Genomic DNA, 17,696 nt, shown 5'->3' on the forward strand with positions numbered 1-17,696 from the left:
CGCTTCGACAGATAGCTTTTTTTGTGCAGCTATCCTCGCCGCCGCTATGGGACTTGACGACGACGCGAGAGAGTATCACCGCGAGGAGCCGCCTGGGAAGATCGAGATCTCGACGACGAAGCCGACGAACACCCAGCGTGACCTCTCGCTGGCGTACTCGCCGGGCGTCGCGGCCCCGTGCCGCGACATCGACGCGGACCCGACGCGCGCCTACGAGTACACCGCGAAGGGGAACCTCGTCGGCGTCGTCTCGAACGGCAGCGCCGTCCTCGGCCTCGGCGACATCGGCGCGCAAGCGTCCAAGCCCGTGATGGAGGGGAAGGGCGTCCTGTTCAAGCGCTTCGCCGACATCGACGTGTTCGACATCGAACTCGACCTCGACGATCCCGACGCGATCGTCGACACTGTTCGGGCGATGGAGCCGACGTTCGGCGGCATCAACCTCGAAGACATCAAAGCCCCCGAGTGCTTCGAGATCGAGTCGCAACTGCGCGAGGAGACGGACATTCCGATCTTCCACGACGACCAGCACGGGACGGCGATCATCTCGGGCGCGGCCCTCCTGAACGCGTCCGACGTCGTCGACAAAGCACTCGAAGACCTGAACGTAGTCTTCTCCGGCGCGGGCGCGTCCGCGCTCGCGACGGCTCGCTTCTACACCTCCCTCGGCGTGCAGCGAGAGAACATCGTGATGTGTGACTCCTCGGGCGTCATCGGGACCGACCGCGAGGGGCTCAACGAGTACAAAGCCGAGTTCGCCTCCGACACCGACGACGACACGCTCGAAGAGGCGATGGCTGGCGCGGACGTGTTCGTCGGCCTCTCGGTCGGCGGCATCGTCTCGCAGGAGATGGTCGCCTCGATGGCGGACGATCCGATCGTCTTCGCGATGGCGAACCCCGACCCCGAGATCAAATACGAGGACGCGAAGGCCGCCCGCGACGACACCGTGATTATGGCGACCGGGCGGTCGGACTACCCGAATCAGGTGAACAACGTCCTCGGATTCCCGTTCATCTTCCGCGGCGCACTCGACGTCCGCGCGACGGAGATCAACGAGGAGATGAAGCGCGCGGCGGCGAAGGCCCTCGCAGAACTCGCCCGACAGGACGTGCCGGACGCCGTCGTGAAGGCCTACGGCGACCAGCCGCTCCAGTTCGGCCCCGACTACGTCATCCCGAAGCCGCTCGACCCCCGCGTCCTCTTCGAGGTCGCGCCCGCGGTCGCGAAAGCGGCGATGGACTCCGGCTGTGCTCGGAGTGAGGTCGACCTCGAAGCCTACGAGGAGCGCCTGGAGGCGCGCCTCGGCAAGTCTCGCGAGATGATGCGCGTCGTCCTCAACAAGGCGAAGTCCGACCCCAAGCGGGTCGCGCTCGCGGAGGGCGGCGACGAGAAGATCATCCGCGCGGCCTACCAGATGCAAGAGCAGGGGATCGCCCAGCCGATCCTCGTCGGCAACGCCGAGGAGATCGCAGAGACGGCGGCCGACCTCGGCCTCGAATTCCAGCCCGAGATCGTCGACCCGCGCAGCGGCGACTGGGACCACTACGCCGACCGCCTGTACGAACTCCGTCAGCGCGAAGGCGTCACGGAGAACGAGGCGCACGAGCTGATCCGCAGGGACAGCAACTACTTCGCCAGCGTGATGGTCGAACAGGGCGACGCCGACGCGATGCTGACGGGGCTGACTCACCACTACCCCTCGGCGCTCCGCCCGCCGCTGCAGATCATCGGTACCGCGCCGGACGCAGACTACGCGGCCGGCGTGTATATGCTGACGTTCAAGAACCGCGTCATCTTCGCGGCCGACACGACGGTCAACTTCGACCCCGACTCGGACGTGCTCGCGGAGATCACGAAGCACACCGGCGAACTCGCCCGGCGGTTCAACGTCGAACCGCGCGCGGCGATGCTGTCGTACTCGAACTTCGGCAGCGTCGAGAACGCGAGCACCCGGAAGATCCGCGACGCCGTCTCGATGCTCCACGACGACGCCGACATCGACTTCCCCGTCGACGGTGAGATGCAGGCCGACACCGCCGTCGTCGAGGACATTCTGGCAGGAACCTACGACTTCTCTCAGCTCGACGAGCCCGCGAACGTCCTCGTGTTCCCCAACCTCGAATCCGGGAACATCGGCTACAAGCTCCTCCAGCGCCTCGGCGGCGCGGAAGCCATCGGGCCGATGCTCGTCGGGATGGACAAGCCGGTGCACGTCCTGCAGCGCGGCGACGAAGTGAAAGACATCGTCAACCTCGCCGGCGTCGCCGTCGTCGACGCACAGGAGTAATCGCGCCACTGCGGGCGCGTTCGACCTCCGATCAGTCGCTCGCGCGATTCTCGAACCGCGACGGCGGCGGGAACTGCGGGTCGTTCCCGTCGCGGACGTCGTCGGCGAGGCCCGTCCCCCGCGTTCCGGTGTCGATCGGGTCGGGGAGGACACAGCGGTCGGCGCGCCGGTTCACGTGCGCGTAATCCTGCGGCGCGTTCGCGAGCGGGTGTGCGGGATTCTCTCGGCCGTCGATTCGCGCCGCTCGGAGTTCGTCGAAGCCGGCGATGCGGGCGCGGATGCCGCGCCAGTGGGACTCGCTGCCCGGCGGGATCCGCTCGACGCCGTGCGGCCGCCACTCGGTGTCGCCGCCGGCTCCGGCCAGCACTTCGCTGTTGACTGCGGCCGCGAGGTCGTCGTGGTCGACGAGGACGCCGACGCGGGCGTTCCCGGGCGTCCTTGCCGCGAGCACGTCGAGACCCAGATGGAGCGCGCGATATTCGGCGACGTTGTTGTTCGGCGCAGTGTCGGGCAGGGAGACCCGCGCGACGCGGGTCCCGTCTCGGGTCTCGATCACGGCACCGAGGCCGCCGCCGGCACCGTCGCGACGATAGGACCCGTCGGTCGCGACGTAGAAGTGTCGATGGTGGGTGCGCGGCGGATGCGCGATGTGCGGAGTCGGCGAGTCGTCGAACAGGTCACGGAGCGTCGGACGGCCGTGAGCGGCCATACCCCTGCTAGCCAACGCGGATTCTTAAATATATCCTCGATAACGGTGCGAGCACATATAAAGCAGACCCGAACAGGTGGGTGCAGTCCATCGAGAGTCCGCTACCGGCCGAGACACGAGCGTTCGGTCCGACCCAGGCCAAACGCTTAGACGGCGACCGGCCAATACTCCCGTATGGCTCAGATCCAGACGCTGACCGCTCGCGATCTGATGACGACCGACGTGGAGACGGTGTCGGTCGACGACGACGTGAGCGAGGTGCTCAGCCGACTCGCCCGCGCGGACTTCAACGGCTACCCCGTCGTCGACGAGGACGGCTCGCTCGCGGGGATCGTCACCCAGCACGACCTCGTCGGGCTGTTCCAGACGCAGGACCGGACGCTGTGGATCCCCGTCGGCTTTCCGCCGTTCTTAGAGACGCTCACCTACGCGGTCGACGTCTCCTGGGACGACCTCGATCTCGGCATCGACCTCCTGCGAAACACGAACAAGCCGATCAGCGGGGTGATGACGTCGGACGTCGTGACCGTCGAGCCCGACGCGTCGATCGACGAGATTCTGGACCTCCTGGCCGACGAAGAGCGCGACATCAACCGGCTGCCGGTGCTCGACGACGGCGAACTCGTCGGGATCGTCGCCCGCCAGGACGTGATCCGCGCGATTCGGGACGAGCGCCGCGCCACTGAGGCGGGAGCTGACGAGTCGGGCACGGAGTGAACGCCGGGAGAGCGAAACGTTGAGGGCGGCCGCCACCGCACCTTCGCTGTGACCCGGTATCGAAACCTCCTCTTATTCGTCCTCCTCGCGGCGGCGTGGGGCTCCGCGTTTATGGCGATCAAGGCGGGACTGGAGTTCATCCCGCCGGTGCTCTTCGCAGCGCTCCGGTACGACGTCGCCGGCCTGTTAATGCTCGCGTACGCGTTCTACGCGACCGACCAGCCGATCCCACAGACGCGCGGCCAGTGGGCCGTCGTCGGCATCGGCGCGACGCTTCTCATCGCGGGCTATCACACGCTGCTTTTCATCGGCGAGACCGACCCGGCCGTCACCTCGGCGGCAGCGGCGGTCATCGTGAGTCTCAGTCCCGTGTTGACCACGGGGTTCGCGCGCGTGTTCCTCCCAGAGGAGCGGCTCACGACTGTCGGCATCGTGGGGCTCTTGCTCGGCCTCGTCGGCGTCGCAATCCTCTCGAACCCCGATCCGAACAACCTCCTCACCGGGGGTGCGGTCGCGAAACTGCTCATCTTCGGCGCGGCCGCGGCGTTCGCGCTCGGGTCGGTGTTGACGACTCGTATCGACGCCTCGCTGCCGATCGAGACGATGGAAGCGTGGTCGATGGTCGGCGGCGCGCTGATAATGCACGGCGTCAGCGTCGGTATCGGCGAGTCGTTCGCCGACGTCGTGTGGACCGTCGAATCGATCGCGGCGCTCGCGTACCTCGCGCTCGTCGCGAGCGCGCTCGGCTTTCTGGTCTACTTCGATCTCTTGGAGCGCCTCGGAGCAATCGAGATCAACCTCGTCTCCTACGTCGCTCCGGTGTTCGCCGCGCTCGCCGGCTGGGCCGTCCTCGACGAGGTCCCGACGACCTACACCGTCGTCGGCTTTCTCGTGATCTTCGTCGGCTTTCTCCTCCTCAAGCGGCGGGCGATCCGCGCGGAGTTGCCGCGGCTCAGATGGCTGGTCCGCTCGTAGCGTTCGCGACCCACACAGAAGAAGTCCGCTCGCTTCGGGTTAGAGTTCGACGTCTTCGGTGTGGAACGCACCCTCGTCGACTTCGGGATCGTACTCCTCGACCGCGGTGAGGACCATCTCCAGCGTCGCCGTGGGACTCCAGCGGGCCGTGTTGATCGAGAGATCGTAGAAGGACTGATCCGACACGTCGATGTCGTAGTAGGATTTGTACCGTCCGGCCTCGCTGACCTCGCGAACCCGCATTTCGGCTTCCATCTCTTCGCGGTCCCGCGTGCGCTCGACGCGCACCTCCTCGGGGGCGTCGAGCCAGATCCGGAGGTCGGCGCGGTTGCCGGCGAGCCAGCCGGCGAGCCGCGATTCGAGGATGAACGGCTTGCTCGACGCCCCCCACTTCTCGGCGATCGTTCGGAGGCGACGGTCCAGCGCGCGGTCGATCTCGTCGGTTTCGTCGGTCTTCGCGATGAGTTGTGAGAGCGACAGGTCCCGCTCGTCGGCGAGGTCGCGGAAGATGTCGCCGCCGGAGACGTAGCCGCAGTCGAGCGCCGACGACAGCCCCTCACAGAGGGTCGTCGCGCCACAGCCCGGCGGTCCCGAAACCGTGATGAAGAGGTTGCTGTCGACCGACCGCGCCGTCGGGACGTCGTCGTCTGTCATAGACGTTCGGGACTTACCGCCTGAGCACAAAAATCCGCGGGACTGAGAGGCGCTTCGCCGTTCGAGAGCACGTCACGAGGCGGTCCTCACCACGGGCACCGTACACACGGAGGGGGTGAGGCTCACCGTGCTACCATCGACGACGGTCGACCAGGTATGGGGACGGCTGCTCGCACTTATGAGGCACCATCGAAGGGTTAGATCGGAGTATAAACCGTCTCGGTGCCTCTTAGCCCGCCGTGAAACGTATTAGCCGGCGGCTTCTCGCGTGAACGATTATGAAGTGACGGGAACGCTCTGGCGGCTATATGACCCCCGATGCTGTAATAGTGATCGAGGTGTCCCCGTAAATGTCGAACTCCCACCGCCCGTTTGGTTCCGAGCGGATCGGTCGCATCCGTGAGGTGATCGAGTCGCCGCCGGCCTCCCTCCAGGCCCCGATCAAGTTTCTCGCTGCACCGGTCCGGTTCGTGTCGTTCTGGGCCGCCGTTGCCCTCCCGTTTCTGTATCTGCCCCTTCTCGCCGGCGGCCTCGAAGGAAGCGAACCGAACGCGTTCGTCGCCCTCCTCGCCGTGAACGCTGTCGCGCTCGTCGTGGGACACAGCTACCACACCGACAGCGACGCCCGGTGATAGACGACGGATAGTGGGGGTCGTCCTCGCCATTTGTTCTGACTCGCCCGTCCTGGATCGCCAAGACCGTCGAGAGCGACTCGCGACTCCTCACAGCACAACCTCGCTAGTCCGGACCGTCGCAGCAGAACCGTCAAAGGTTACGGCACGGCGCGCGTGGATTCGATATGACCGAGACACACGATTCGTCGGAATCAGATCCATCCGACGATTCGGCGGCGTACGTCGCAGAGCTGCGAGCGAATCGCGAGGAGAAAGACGAGTTCTTCGGCTCGCACCCGCAGTCGCCGATTCCCCCGGAGCACCGCGATTCGTTCGACGGGCTGGTGTACTTCGATCCCGCGCCGGAGCTCCGCGTCGAGGCGACGGTCACCGCTCACGACGACCCCGAGCCGGTGCCGATGGAGACGACCGCCGGCAACGAAGTTCGCTACGTTCGCGTCGTCACCTTCGCGTTCGAACTCGGCGGGGAGACCCACGAGGTCCACGGCTACAAACAGCGTCCGGACGACGACGAGGAGCCGATCTTCGTCCCGTTTCGCGACAAGACGACCGGACAGGAGACCTACCGCGGCGGGCGGTACATCGAACTGCATCCCGAGGGCGACCTCGCCGACGACGAGACGGTCGCGCTCGATTTCAACCTCGCGTACACCCCCTTCTGCGCGTTCAGCGAGACGTTCGAGTGTCCGCTCCCACCCGAGGAGAACTGGCTGGAGACGGCGATCCGAGCGGGCGAGCGCGACTGGTCGCCGTCCGAGTGAGCGGGTAGTCACGGTCCCGCGCCGTCGTGAGTCCGCGGCGCTCGAAAGCCGCGGGCGACGAGGGGGCGAAAGGTGTTTGGTGCGCACGGACGACCCACAGGTATGGACCCGCGAATCCGCGAACACGCAGGGATCGTCGCCGACCACTCGGCCGACATCGAGGCCGGCGACCGCGTCGTGATCAGCGCGCCGGCCGCCGCAGATGATCTCGTGGTCGCACTCCACGAGGAGTGCGCCGACAGAGGGGCCCATCCCGTCTCGCTGAACAGCGACTCGCGTGCGACGCGGGCGTTCCTCCGCAACCACGACGGCGACTTCGAGACGCCGGAGCACCTGCTCGCGATGTACGAGGAGATGGACGTCTACATCGCCGTCCGCGGCGACGTCAACGCCACCGAGACGGCCGACGTCGCCCCCGAGCGCAACGCTGCCTACCGGCGCGCGATGAAGCCGGTCCTCCAAGAGCGGCTCTCGAAGACGTGGTGTCTCACGCAGTATCCCACGTCCGGGAACGCCCAGCTCGCGGGGATGAGCACCGAAGCCTACGAGGGGTTCGTCTGGGACGCCGTCAGCCTCGACTGGGAGGCCCAGCGCGAGCACCAGGCGCAGATGGTCGAGATCCTCGACGAGGCCGACGAGATTCGGATCAAGTCGGGCGAGGAGACCGACGTGACGATGCGCCTCGCGGGCAACAAGACGCTCAACGACTTCGGCGAGAAGAACCTCCCCGGCGGGGAAGTGTTCACCGCGCCGGTGCGAGACTCCGTCGAGGGCGAGGTGTACTTCGATATGCCGCTCTATCGCCAGGGTCGCGAGATCGAAGACGTCCGCGTCCGGTTCGAGGACGGCCGCGTCGAATCCTACAGCGCCGGTCGGAACGAGGACGTGTTAGACGGCATCTTCGAGACCGACGAGGGGGCGCGCTACCTCGGCGAACTCGGGATCGGAATGAACCGCGCGATCGACCGCTTCACCTACAATATGCTGTTCGACGAGAAGATGGGCGATACGGTCCATATGGCCGTCGGCTCGGCGTATCCGGACACCGTCGGCGAGGAGAACGAGCGCAACGAGAGCGCCGAGCACGTCGATATGATCGTCGATATGAGCGAGGATTCGGTCATCGAGGTCGACGGCGAGGTCGTCCAGCGCAACGGGACGTTCGTGTTCGAGGACGGCTTCGACGAAGCGTAAGATCCTGCTATCTCGCCACCAGCCGGCGTCACTCCCAACTGAGCCCAATCGAATTTTCCGGCGCGTCGAGCGGACTCTTCGGCAGCCCCGGCTGCACGTCGGGATCGTTGTAGCCCGCGGGCGCGACGTCGTTCGGGCCATCGGGGTAGAACAGCGACGCGAGCAGTTGAATGTGATCGCGGCCGACGCCGAGTTCGAACTGGCCGCCGCCGTAGAGTGAGACGTCGCGCGCTTCGGCCCACTCGATCGTCTCGAACAGCGACTCGACGGTCCCGAAGCGTGAGGGCTTGATGTTCAGCCACTCCGGCTCGAACGGTCGCGCTTCGACGGATTCGACGCCCGTGATCGGGTAGTCCCACGACACGCGGCCTTCCTCGCCGTCAAAGAGCGGTCGCGTCTCCGACGTGAGTCCAGGGTCCTCGATGACGGCCTCGGGGAAGGCATCGAGCAGTCGCCCGTAGAGATTCGGATCGGGTTCGGTGTCGACCTGCGTCCCCTCGTAGAGCCCTTTCAGATCCAAAATCCGAACCGCATCGGTCGCGGCGGCCGCCTCCACGACCTCGTCAGTCCACTCGGCTGTCGGATCCAGTTTGAACTCGGTGTCGGGATACGCGTCGAGAATCGCATCGAGACGGTCGGTCGTCGGCGGGTCGCCGAGGCGCGTCGAGACGACGAAGCGGAGCGGCGCGGGATCGCGGTCGACCGCCTCAGCCAACGAAAGGGCGTTCTGCCGGAGCGCGAGATCCAGCGCGGCCGACTCGACCGCCCAGCGCCGGTAGTGCCGCGCCGTCTCACGCTCGGGCGGTTTCGTCGGGAACAGGTCGATGTCGTCCAGATGCGCCGAGAACGACGCGAACGTGTACTCGCCCGCGAAATCGAACGCCGGCGCGTCCGCGAGCGCGTCGTGATCTTCGGTGTCGTAGGCGACGTCCTCGCCGCGGCCGGTGTGACCCGCGCCGGAGAGATGGAACGTCGTCGTCGTTCTGACGAAACCGCTCGACGTGTCGCGGTCGCGTCGCGTTCGGTCGGTCGATTCGATCGAGAGCGGGAGGTCGGCGACAGCGTCGAAGAGGTCGCTCATCGAATCAGGGTACGCGTGGCGCGGGCAAAAGCGTGGGCGGTGGTGCGGGTGGTGACCGAGGCACCCGACGGGCGTTACTCGCGCTCGATCTGCAACTCCAATTTCTTCACGCGCGTCGCGAGCGCGGCGAACGTGGCGACGAACGTGAGGACGACGGCCCCGGCAGCCGCGAGTTGGAGCGCAGTCGTGCCGCCGACGACCGCGCTGTCGGCGAGCGGAATCGACGTGTGGTGCGGGTCGCCCACGATGGGGACGAAGTAGTCGACGACGTCGTTGAAGCCGTACCAGACGAGCGCGACGGCGACGGCGCGGACCGGGAAGTCCGAGATCCGATGGAGGACGAACGCCTCGACGACCATCGCGAGGTGACTCACGAACAGGAAGACGTACAGTGGGAACCACGTGATGTCGAGAAACGCGTCGGCGAAGACCGAGAGCACGTACGGCGTCCAGAGGCCGAGTTTCCAGCAGCCGAAGAACGCCAACGCGACGAGGTACTCGTTCGTCCGTCCGAGCTTCCAGCTCGCAAACGCCAGCGCGATGAACAGCGTCGCCAGCGGGCTGTCGGGAACGAACGGCCACATCACGACCGGTTCGGCCGCGAACTGCCAGGTGATGAGCGGATCCGAGAGCGGCAGCGGGTGAAAGCCGTAGTACCAGAAGCCGAAGGCGGTCCCGAGCAGATTGATCGCGACGACGAGCCACGCGAACCGGAGGCCGACGTTTTCGAGCCACGTCGGCAGCGGCGCGAGCCACCACGGGAGCCCGTCGGGTACCGGCAGGCCGTCGCCCGAGACGAACCGACGAAGCCCCGAAGACGACGCGGGAGACGATGCCATACAGGTGGCTCGGAGTGCGTCGAAAAAGGGGTGCCGGTTTCGGGATCGAGCGCCGCCGACGTGGCAATTTGTTGGCCCGTCGGCGGCGGCCGTGGGGTGAACTGTTTAAGTGTGTCCGACCGCAACCGAGTAGTATGTCCGAGGAGACTGATCTGTCCGAACTCCGTCGCGGGACCGACCTCGTCAAGCGCGGGTTCGCACAGATGCAGAAGGGCGGCGTCATTATGGACGTCGTCGACGCCGAACAGGCGAAGATCGCCGAGGAGGCCGGTGCGGTCGCGGTGATGGCGCTCGAAGCCGTCCCCGCGGACATCCGAAAGCGCGGCGGCGTCGCGCGGATGGCCGACCCCGCAGACGTCAAAGAGATCGTCGAGTCCGTCTCCGTCCCGGTGATGGGCAAGTCCCGGATCGGCCACACGAAGGAAGCGGAGATCCTGCAGTCGGTCGGCGTCGATATGATCGACGAGAGCGAGGTGCTCACCCCCGCCGACGAGCGCTACCACATCGACAAGCGCGGCTTCACCGCGCCGTTCGTCTGCGGTGCGCGCAACCTCGGTGAAGCGCTCCGCCGGATCGACGAGGGCGCGGCGATGATCCGAACGAAGGGCGAGGCCGGCACCGGCGACGTGAATCAAGCCGTCCACCACCAGCGCAACATCAAGGGCGCGATCCGCGAACTCGAAGGCAAGACCCACGAGGAGCGCGAGAAGTGGGCCCGCGAGCACGAAGCGCCCGCCGATCTCGTCCACGAGACCGCCGAGATGGGTCGGCTGCCGGTCGTGAACTTCGCCGCCGGCGGCATCGCGACGCCCGCGGACGCGGCGCTGATGATGCACCACGGCTGTGACGGAATCTTCGTTGGCTCCGGTATCTTCGGCGCGGAGAACCCGCCGGCGATGGGCGAAGCGATCGTCGAGGCCGTCAACAACTGGGACGACCCCGACACCCTCGCCGAAATCGCCTCGAACCTCGGTCAGGGAATGAAGGGCGAGGCCAACACCGATCTCCCCGAAGAAGAGAAGCTGCAGGGCCGCGGCGTCTAAGCGGACGTTCGGGTCCGCAATCAAGTCTCGTCTAGTTCCGTTTCACGCGCGCTGTTCCGCTCGTTTTCGCCGTTGCATACATCCAGTCCCGACCGATAGCGCGGTGCAGTGGCTCCCGAAACTGAACACACGAAGATGTAGCGACGACGTCAGTACAGCGTCGCGCCCCGACTCACGCGCGTCTGGTACGCGCGGGAGTCGACGCCGGCGTCGGCGAAGCCGTCGACCATCGCCGCGGCGACGTCCCGACGGTCGGACTCGCTGCACGGCGCGATGACGGCCGGGCCGGCACCCGAGACGGTCACGCCCGTCGCCCCCGCCTCGAGAGCGGCTTCGCGGACCGTATCGTAGCCGGTAATGAGTTCCGCGCGGGCGGGGGTGACGACGCGCTCGTCCATCCCGGTGCCGACGAGTTCGGGGTCGTCGCGGCACATCCCGATGGCGAGCGTCGCCGCGGAGCCGACGGTGTGAACGACGTCTTCCATCGCCGCCGACTCGGGGACGACGCCGCGGGCGTCGCGGGTCGAGACGGCGATCTCGGGGAGACACGCCACGAGCGGGATCGAGGCGTCGACAGTCGTGACCGCGTCGTCGCGAGCGACGGTGAACCCACCGAGCAATGCGGGTGCGACGTTGTCGGCGTGGGCCTCACCGGAGACGACCGCTTCGCCCTCGGCGGCCACGGGGACGAGTTCCTCACGGGAGAGCCCGCGGTCGTAGAGCGCGTTCAGCGCGACGGCCGCCGCAGCCGAACTGGCCGCCGACGATCCGAGTCCCGAGGAGGGGCGGACGCCCTTGTCGATCCGGATGTGCGCCGGCGCGTCGAGTTCCTCGGCGACGGCGCCGACGACGTTCTTCTCGGGGTCCTCGGGGATGTACTGGCTCCCGACGCCGGTCATCTCGATCGTCGTCCGGTCGGCCTTCTCGACGCGGACGACGTCGGCGGGACGGTCGAGGGCGACGCCGAAGACGTCGAAACCGCTCCCGAGATTCGCGCTCGTCGCGGGGGCCCTGACCGTCTGCATACGCGTTCCGTTGCCCAACGGCGGGTAAAAAGGTAGCGAACGACGGTAATAGGGATTATCGTAAGTCCGCATAGATTTCTCGCCGGACGATACGGCGAGAATCTCTGAACAGTTACGACAATCCCTATAAGTCGGCGGGATCCCGTCGGGCGGTCCTGCCGCTCGGCGGCGACACGCGGCGCCGACACCGGGAACGGAAAGCACTTTCCGGGCTGTCGAGTACTGCGCGTATGATCGGCGTCGTCGGCGGCGGGATCGCAGGTCTCGCGGCCGCCTATCGGCTACAGCAGCGCGGGCACGACGTACAGGTGTTCGAGGCCGCGCCACAGCTCGGCGGCCTCGCGGCCACCTACGAGACGCCGGGTGACGACATCGAGCAGTTCTATCACCACCTCTCGAAATCGGAGGAGACCATCGTCGACCTCGCCGAGGAACTCGGCGTCGGCGACCGGATCGAGTGGCGCGTCGGCACCAACGGCTACTACGTCGACGGCGTCGTCCATCCGCTGGACACCCCCTGGGAGATTCTCGCGTATCCGCATATGAGCCTCTACGACAAGTTCCGGCTCGGGATGCTCACGCAGGGCGTCGACGTTCGCGGCGGACTCCCAGACTTCGACGCCTACGACGACCTCGCGGAGTACGAACACGTCACCGTGCGGGAATTCGTCGAAGAACACACCACGACGAGCGTCTACGAGAACTTCGTCGATCCCCTGCTCGACGGGAAGTACGGGGACAGAAAAGACGACATCTCCGCGGCGTGGTTCCTCGGACGCGTGCGCTTCCGCGGCGAGCGCGACCTCTTACGCGGCGAGATCCTCGGGTACTTCGACGGCGGGTTCGGCGTGCTTCTGGATGCGCTCGTCGACGCGGTCGGTCGGGAGAACATCACGGCGAACGCGCCCGTCACGGACCTCACGGTCGAGGACGGGCAGGTCCAATCGCTCACCGTCGATTACGACGGTACCCAGGCGGCCCCCGGAGCCGACGCCGAGGAGACACACGAAGTCGACGCCGCGGTCGTCGCGACGATGCCGAACGTCCTGGAGTCACTGACGGGCTTTTCCTGTGCAATCGACTTCCAGGGGGCGATCTGCGGTCTCGTCACGATGGAGGAGTCGCTGCTCGACACCTACTGGCTGAACGTCGCACACGACGCACCGTTCGGCGCGCTCGTCGAACACACGAACTTCGTCGAACGGGAGCGCTACGGTGGCGACCACCTGCTGTACGTCGCCTCCTACGTGCAAGACGAGACGGAGGACCTGTGGCAAATGGACGACGAGGAGCTGCGGGAGACGTGGCTCGCAGAGATCGAATCGATGTTTCCGGACTTCGATCGGTCTGCCGTCTCCGAATTCCGGATCGCCCGCAACCCGCGCGCCGCGCCGATCTACGAGTGTGGCTATCTCGACCTCGTCGTGCCCTATCATCTCGACGCGGACGTCGGCGAGGGCGTCTACTACGCGGGGATGGCCTCGGAGGCGCAGTACCCCGAGCGCTCGCTCAACGGCGGGGTCGTCGCCGGCTACGAGGTGGCCGACCGGATCGACGCGCAGATCGGGTCGAAAACGGACGAGTAACGCGAATTAGGCTTCCGATTCGTCGGTCTCCGCGTCCGCGTCAACGTCCTGGAGGCCGGGCGCGATGTCGACGTCGACGTCCTCGGGTTCTTCGCGACCGCCGACGCGGACGTCGCCGTCCTCGCCCTCGACGTAGACGTCGTCGGCGAAACCGCCCACGGCGTGCGGGTGTTCGGGGTCGTCGAGTCGCTCCGGCGTCGCGGGCGCGTCGGGAATCTCTTTGGTCCGGAAGTCGCCGAGCGGGTTCGCGATGTCGATGTCGTAGCGCTCGAAGAAGTCCGCGTAACGCTCGTAGTGGGCTTCCAGTTCGTCGACGGGGAACTCCATCATCTCGGTCCAGCCGTAGTTGTAGAAGTCGAAGTTGGCCTGGATGTGGGTGATCTCGCGGGCTTCCGCCTCGCTGAACCCCTCTTCGAGCGCGCGGACGTACGTGTCGAACGTCAACTCGAAGAACGTCTCCATATGCGGTTCGCGCTCCTCGCGGTGGTCGGGGTCCGCCTTCTGCCCGAAGACGCGGACGTGGAGGTCGACGAGTTTGTCCGTCGCGATGTCGCCGACGACCGGCATCGTCAGCGCTTTCTTCGCCGCGAAGTGCCGGAGGTTCTGACGGAGTTTCATCGGTTCCGCTTGGGACCGACAGACCTTCAATCACACGCGTGCGGGCGCTGCGCCGCTCACGAACGGCCAAAAGAGACAAATGAGAAGAACTGAGAGAGCGAAAGTCGACTCTGCGTCACCGACTTCGTCGTCGGCGCACGCCGCTCATAGGGAGTATCGTAACTGTTCGGAGATCCTCGCCGTACCGTCCGGCGAGAAGTCTATGGGGACGTACGATATTCCCTATCAGTCGTCGGACTGTGCGCCCCAGTTCTCGACGCGGCGCGGGCGGTCGGAGACGGCTTCGACGTCGATCGGGTCGTCCTTCGCGTCGAGCGCCTCCAGTGCGGCGAACGCAGAGGCGGTCGTCGAGAAGTACGTGATCTCCTCTTCGACGCAGACTTCGAGCGCGTCGCGGTCGCGGGAGACGACGAGGTCGATCTGGCCCTCACGGAGCGCCGAGACGAGGTCTTCTTCGTCGTCGAACGTCGCGAGGTCGAAGTACTCCGCGTAGCCGTTTTCGAGGGCGTCCCCGTCTTCGGTGCCGGGGTCGGGGAACTCCTCGGCCGAGAGGTCGACCCACGCGGTGCCGGACTCGGGGATCGACTTGCCCGTCGCGTCCTGGGCCTTGTCGTAGGCCTTCGCGAACGTGGACGCCGTACCCATCACTTCCCCGGTCGACTTCATCTCCGGGCCGAGACGCGGGTCCGAACCCGGGAGGCGGTCGAACGGCAGGACGACCTCTTTGACGCTGACGTCCTCGGGGATTTTCTCGGGAACGTCGAGGTCGTCGAGAGTCTCGCCGGCCATCACCTTCGCGGCGAGTTTCGCGATCGGAACGTCCGTCGCCTTCGAGACGAACGGGACCGTCCGCGAGGAGCGCGGGTTCGCCTCCAAGACGTAGACCTCGCCGTCCTTCACGGCGAGTTGGACGTTCAGGAGGCCGACGGTGTCGAGTGCGGTCGCGATGTCTTCTGTGACCTCGCGCACGCGGGCCATCGTCTCTTTGTCCAGCGAGCGCGGCGGGATCATACACGCGGAGTCGCCCGAGTGGACGCCCGCGCTCTCGACGTGTTCCATAATACCGCCGATGATCGCGCGCTCGCCGTCGGAGACGGCGTCGACGTCGAGTTCGATGGCGTCGGCGAGGAACTGGTCGATGAGGATCGGCTTGTCGGGGGAGACGCGAACGGCCTCCTCGATGTACTCTTTCAGCTCTGCGTCGGAGTGCACGACGTCCATCGCGCGGCCGCCCAGCACGTAGGAGGGACGCACGAGGACGGGGTAGCCGAGTTCGTTCGCGAGGTCGAGCGCCTCTGCCTCGCTGGTCGCGGAGCCACCCTCGGGCTGGAGGATGCCGAGATCGTCCATCAGGCGGTTGAAGCGGTCGCGGTCCTCCGCGAGGTCCATCGCGTCGACGCTCGTCCCGAGGATCTCACAGTCGAGGCCGCGGCGCTGGAGTTCCGATTCGAGCGGGTGGCCGATGTTGACGGAGGTCTGGCCGCCGAACTGGACCATCACGCCGTCGGCGTCGGCTGCCTCGACGACGTCGGCGACTTCCTCGGCCGTGATCGGCTCGAAGAACAGGCCGTCGGAGGTGTCGTAGTCGGTCGAGACCGTCTCGGGGTTGTTGTTCACGACGTGCGCGTCGATACCCATCTCGCGCAGGGCCTGCACGGCGTGGACCGAACAGTAGTCGAACTCGACGCCCTGGCCGATCCGGATCGGGCCGCCGCCGACGACGACGACGCTCTCGACGTCGCGGTCGACGCGGAGTTCGCCCGCCGCGGCGTCGCCCTCGTAGGGCCCGGAGTAGAACTCGGGCTTGCGCGAGGAGTAGTAGTACGGCGTCTGTGCGGCGAACTCGCCGGCACAGGTGTCGACCTGTTTGTACGTGCGACCGGGGACGGCGGTCTCGACGTCAGCAACGCTTTCGCCCGTCGAAGCGGCGATTTCGGCGTTTGTCACGCCGGCCGTCGCAGCGGTCGTGAAGTCGCCCTCCTGGGCCGCGTCCATCGCTTCGGAGACGCGCTGGTAGCGTTCGAGGTACCACTCTTTGATGCCCGTCAGCTCCTGGACATCGTCGACGCTGTACCCGCGGTCGAACGCCTCGAAGATGGCGTAGGTGCGGTCGGGGGTCGGCCGTTCGAGCAGTTCTGTTTCGAGTTCCTCGTCTGAGACGCTCTCGACGTCGGTCGCGGGCTCGTACTCCGTCGAGCGGATCGCCTTCAGCATCGACTCCTCGAAGGTCCGCCCGATGGCCATCGCCTCGCCGGTCGACTTCATCGCCGTCGAGAGCGTGAAGTCGACGTCGTCGAACTTGTCCTTGGGCCACCGCGGGATCTTGGTGACGATGTAGTCGATAGCCGGCTCGAAGGCAGCGGTCGTCTCGCCGGTGATCTCGTTTTCGATCTCGTGGAGCCGTTTCCCGAGCGCGACCTTCGCGGTCACGCGGGCGATCGGGTAGCCGGTCGCCTTCGAGGCCAGCGCGGAGGAGCGCGAGACGCGCGGGTTCACTTCGACGACGCGGTACTCGCCGCCGGGCGTGCCGTCGTCGTGCCAGGCGAACTGGATGTTACAGCCGCCCTGGATGCCGAGTTCGCGGATCACTTCGAGCGCGGCGTCGCGCATCTCCTGGTGGCCCTCGTCGGGGATGACCTGCGAGGGCGTGACCACGATGGACTCGCCGGTGTGGATGCCCATCGGGTCGATGTTCTCCATATTGCAGATGATGATACAGGAGTCGTCGGCGTCGCGCATCACTTCGTACTCGAGTTCGACCCAGCCCGAGATGGACTCGGTGATGAGCACTTCGGAGTTCCGGGAGAGGCGGAGACCCTTGCGGACGCGCTCGTAGAGTTCCTCTTTCTCGTGGACGACGCCCGACCCGGAGCCGCCGAGGGTGTAGGTCGTCCGCGAGATGACCGGCAGCCCGCCGACCTCCTCGACGGCGTCGTCGACGCGGTCCTGGAGGTCAGCTTCGGTCATCCGCTGCACTTCTTCGCCCTCGTCGAGCGAAATCGTCGTCGACGCGGGGACGGGCTGGCCGATGTTCTCCATCCGCTGGCGGAACAGGTCGCGGTCCTCGGTGGCGTAGATGGTGTCGAGCGGCGTGCCCATAATCTCGACGTCGTACTCCTCGAGGATGCCCTGCTCTGCGAGTTCGGCCGTGACGTTCAGGCCGGTCTGGCCGCCGAGGCCGGCGATGACGCCGTCGGGGTTCTCCTCGCGGATGATCTCCGAGATCGCCTCGGGCGTGATCGGCTCGATGTAGACCCGGTCTGCCATCTCCGGGTCCGTCATAATCGTCGCGGGGTTCGAGTTGACGAGGACGACTCGCGCGCCTTCTTCCTGCAGCGCCCGGCAGGCCTGTGCGCCGGAGTAGTCGAACTCGGCCGCCTGTCCGATCTGAATGGGTCCGCTACCGATGAGCAGTATCGTCCGGTCTTCGGACGCTGCCTCACCGTCTGTCGAGATGTCCTCGTCAGTCATCACTGTGAGGCAGTCCGTACATCGTAATAAGCCCGGCGAAATACTACGAGATGCGAAGGGTCATTTCGAAATTCGTAATCGCTCCGGGCCGGTGCGCT

At 66.4% G+C, this 17,696-nt stretch carries 15 protein-coding genes; 8 read left to right on the forward strand and 7 right to left on the reverse strand.

Going from position 1 to position 17,696, the window contains the following annotated elements:
* Positions 1-46: 46 nt before the first annotated feature.
* Positions 47-2,290 (forward strand): NADP-dependent malic enzyme, encoded by a 2,244-nt coding sequence (locus NO362_RS00470; protein WP_256545721.1) that lies wholly within the window; start codon positions 47-49, stop codon positions 2,288-2,290.
* Positions 2,291-2,321: 31 nt separating this feature from the next.
* Here NO362_RS00470 and NO362_RS00475 read toward each other — a convergent pair whose 3' ends face one another.
* Complete coding sequence (locus NO362_RS00475) at positions 2,322-2,999, reverse strand: reverse transcriptase-like protein (protein WP_256545722.1); 678 nt, start codon at positions 2,997-2,999, stop codon at positions 2,322-2,324.
* 174 nt (positions 3,000-3,173) lie between these two features.
* Between NO362_RS00475 and NO362_RS00480 the strand changes: the two genes are divergently transcribed.
* Together NO362_RS00480 and NO362_RS00485 are read left to right on the forward strand one after the other, a co-directional pair.
* Positions 3,174-3,716: a CBS domain-containing protein gene (locus tag NO362_RS00480; protein ID WP_256545723.1), complete on the forward strand. Its 543-nt coding sequence runs from the start codon at positions 3,174-3,176 to the stop codon at positions 3,714-3,716.
* A gap of 48 nt (positions 3,717-3,764) precedes the next feature.
* Entirely contained in the window at positions 3,765-4,691 is a 927-nt protein-coding gene (locus tag NO362_RS00485) for a DMT family transporter (protein ID WP_256545724.1), read from the forward strand.
* Positions 4,692-4,730: 39 nt separating this feature from the next.
* Here the strand turns inward: NO362_RS00485 and cmk are convergent, their stop codons facing one another.
* Entirely contained in the window at positions 4,731-5,345 is a 615-nt protein-coding gene (cmk, locus tag NO362_RS00490) for a (d)CMP kinase (RefSeq protein WP_256289098.1), read from the reverse strand.
* Between the two features lie 350 nt (positions 5,346-5,695).
* On the opposite strand from cmk, the gene NO362_RS00495 reads away from it, so the two are divergent.
* From NO362_RS00495 to NO362_RS00505, 3 genes are all read left to right on the forward strand, one after another.
* Entirely contained in the window at positions 5,696-5,977 is a 282-nt protein-coding gene (locus NO362_RS00495; protein ID WP_121569849.1) for a DUF8028 family protein, read from the forward strand.
* Between the two features lie 167 nt (positions 5,978-6,144).
* The gene (locus NO362_RS00500) at positions 6,145-6,741 is read left to right on the forward strand and encodes a DUF1684 domain-containing protein (RefSeq protein ID WP_256545725.1); all 597 of its coding nucleotides are present in this window, start codon (positions 6,145-6,147) and stop codon (positions 6,739-6,741) included.
* A 102-nt stretch (positions 6,742-6,843) separates the two neighbouring features.
* Positions 6,844-7,935 carry an aminopeptidase gene (locus NO362_RS00505; RefSeq protein WP_256545726.1) on the forward strand — a complete coding sequence of 364 codons (1,092 nt, stop codon included), beginning with the start codon at positions 6,844-6,846 and terminating at the stop codon, positions 7,933-7,935.
* Positions 7,936-7,963: 28 nt separating this feature from the next.
* Here the strand turns inward: NO362_RS00505 and NO362_RS00510 are convergent, their stop codons facing one another.
* Complete coding sequence (locus NO362_RS00510; protein WP_256545727.1) at positions 7,964-9,016, reverse strand: hypothetical protein; 1,053 nt, start codon at positions 9,014-9,016, stop codon at positions 7,964-7,966.
* 74 nt (positions 9,017-9,090) lie between these two features.
* Entirely contained in the window at positions 9,091-9,855 is a 765-nt protein-coding gene (locus NO362_RS00515) for a DUF1405 domain-containing protein (protein WP_256545728.1), read from the reverse strand.
* Positions 9,856-9,989: 134 nt separating this feature from the next.
* On the opposite strand from NO362_RS00515, the gene pdxS reads away from it, so the two are divergent.
* Positions 9,990-10,898 (forward strand): pyridoxal 5'-phosphate synthase lyase subunit PdxS, encoded by a 909-nt coding sequence (gene pdxS, locus NO362_RS00520; protein WP_256545729.1) that lies wholly within the window; start codon positions 9,990-9,992, stop codon positions 10,896-10,898.
* A gap of 149 nt (positions 10,899-11,047) precedes the next feature.
* Here the strand turns inward: pdxS and NO362_RS00525 are convergent, their stop codons facing one another.
* Positions 11,048-11,923, reverse strand: coding sequence for a homoserine kinase (locus NO362_RS00525; protein WP_256545730.1), 876 nt, complete (start codon positions 11,921-11,923; stop codon positions 11,048-11,050).
* A gap of 230 nt (positions 11,924-12,153) precedes the next feature.
* Between NO362_RS00525 and NO362_RS00530 the strand changes: the two genes are divergently transcribed.
* Positions 12,154-13,509 carry an NAD(P)/FAD-dependent oxidoreductase gene (locus tag NO362_RS00530; protein ID WP_256545731.1) on the forward strand — a complete coding sequence of 452 codons (1,356 nt, stop codon included), beginning with the start codon at positions 12,154-12,156 and terminating at the stop codon, positions 13,507-13,509.
* Between the two features lie 6 nt (positions 13,510-13,515).
* Here the strand turns inward: NO362_RS00530 and NO362_RS00535 are convergent, their stop codons facing one another.
* Together NO362_RS00535 and carB are read right to left on the reverse strand one after the other, a co-directional pair.
* Positions 13,516-14,127, reverse strand: a complete 612-nt coding sequence (locus tag NO362_RS00535; protein ID WP_256545732.1) for a DUF6149 family protein — start codon at positions 14,125-14,127, stop codon at positions 13,516-13,518.
* A 225-nt stretch (positions 14,128-14,352) separates the two neighbouring features.
* A complete protein-coding gene (gene carB / locus NO362_RS00540) occupies positions 14,353-17,598 on the reverse strand; it encodes a carbamoyl-phosphate synthase large subunit (protein ID WP_256545733.1) in 3,246 nt (1,081 codons plus the stop codon).
* Between the last annotated feature and the right edge of the window lie 98 nt (positions 17,599-17,696).

The organism is Halobellus inordinatus (assembly GCF_024498335.1).
Taxonomy (GTDB): Archaea; Halobacteriota; Halobacteria; order Halobacteriales; family Haloferacaceae; genus Haloquadratum; species Haloquadratum inordinatus.

What these genes read in the sequence shown, in the direction of transcription:
- NO362_RS00480 (WP_256545723.1), top strand. Translation starts at nt 3,174, where the DNA reads ATGGCTCAGATCCAGACGCTGACCGCTCGCGATCTGATGACGACCGAC.
- NO362_RS00535 (WP_256545732.1), bottom strand. Translation starts at nt 14,127, where the DNA reads ATGAAACTCCGTCAGAACCTCCGGCACTTCGCGGCGAAGAAAGCGCTG.
- pdxS (WP_256545729.1), top strand. Translation starts at nt 9,990, where the DNA reads ATGTCCGAGGAGACTGATCTGTCCGAACTCCGTCGCGGGACCGACCTC.
- NO362_RS00525 (WP_256545730.1), bottom strand. Translation starts at nt 11,923, where the DNA reads ATGCAGACGGTCAGGGCCCCCGCGACGAGCGCGAATCTCGGGAGCGGT.
- NO362_RS00495 (WP_121569849.1), top strand. Translation starts at nt 5,696, where the DNA reads ATGTCGAACTCCCACCGCCCGTTTGGTTCCGAGCGGATCGGTCGCATC.
- carB (WP_256545733.1), bottom strand. Translation starts at nt 17,598, where the DNA reads ATGACTGACGAGGACATCTCGACAGACGGTGAGGCAGCGTCCGAAGAC.
- NO362_RS00510 (WP_256545727.1), bottom strand. Translation starts at nt 9,016, where the DNA reads ATGAGCGACCTCTTCGACGCTGTCGCCGACCTCCCGCTCTCGATCGAA.
- NO362_RS00515 (WP_256545728.1), bottom strand. Translation starts at nt 9,855, where the DNA reads ATGGCATCGTCTCCCGCGTCGTCTTCGGGGCTTCGTCGGTTCGTCTCG.
- cmk (WP_256289098.1), bottom strand. Translation starts at nt 5,345, where the DNA reads ATGACAGACGACGACGTCCCGACGGCGCGGTCGGTCGACAGCAACCTC.
- NO362_RS00475 (WP_256545722.1), bottom strand. Translation starts at nt 2,999, where the DNA reads ATGGCCGCTCACGGCCGTCCGACGCTCCGTGACCTGTTCGACGACTCG.
- NO362_RS00530 (WP_256545731.1), top strand. Translation starts at nt 12,154, where the DNA reads ATGATCGGCGTCGTCGGCGGCGGGATCGCAGGTCTCGCGGCCGCCTAT.
- NO362_RS00505 (WP_256545726.1), top strand. Translation starts at nt 6,844, where the DNA reads ATGGACCCGCGAATCCGCGAACACGCAGGGATCGTCGCCGACCACTCG.
- NO362_RS00470 (WP_256545721.1), top strand. Translation starts at nt 47, where the DNA reads ATGGGACTTGACGACGACGCGAGAGAGTATCACCGCGAGGAGCCGCCT.
- NO362_RS00500 (WP_256545725.1), top strand. Translation starts at nt 6,145, where the DNA reads ATGACCGAGACACACGATTCGTCGGAATCAGATCCATCCGACGATTCG.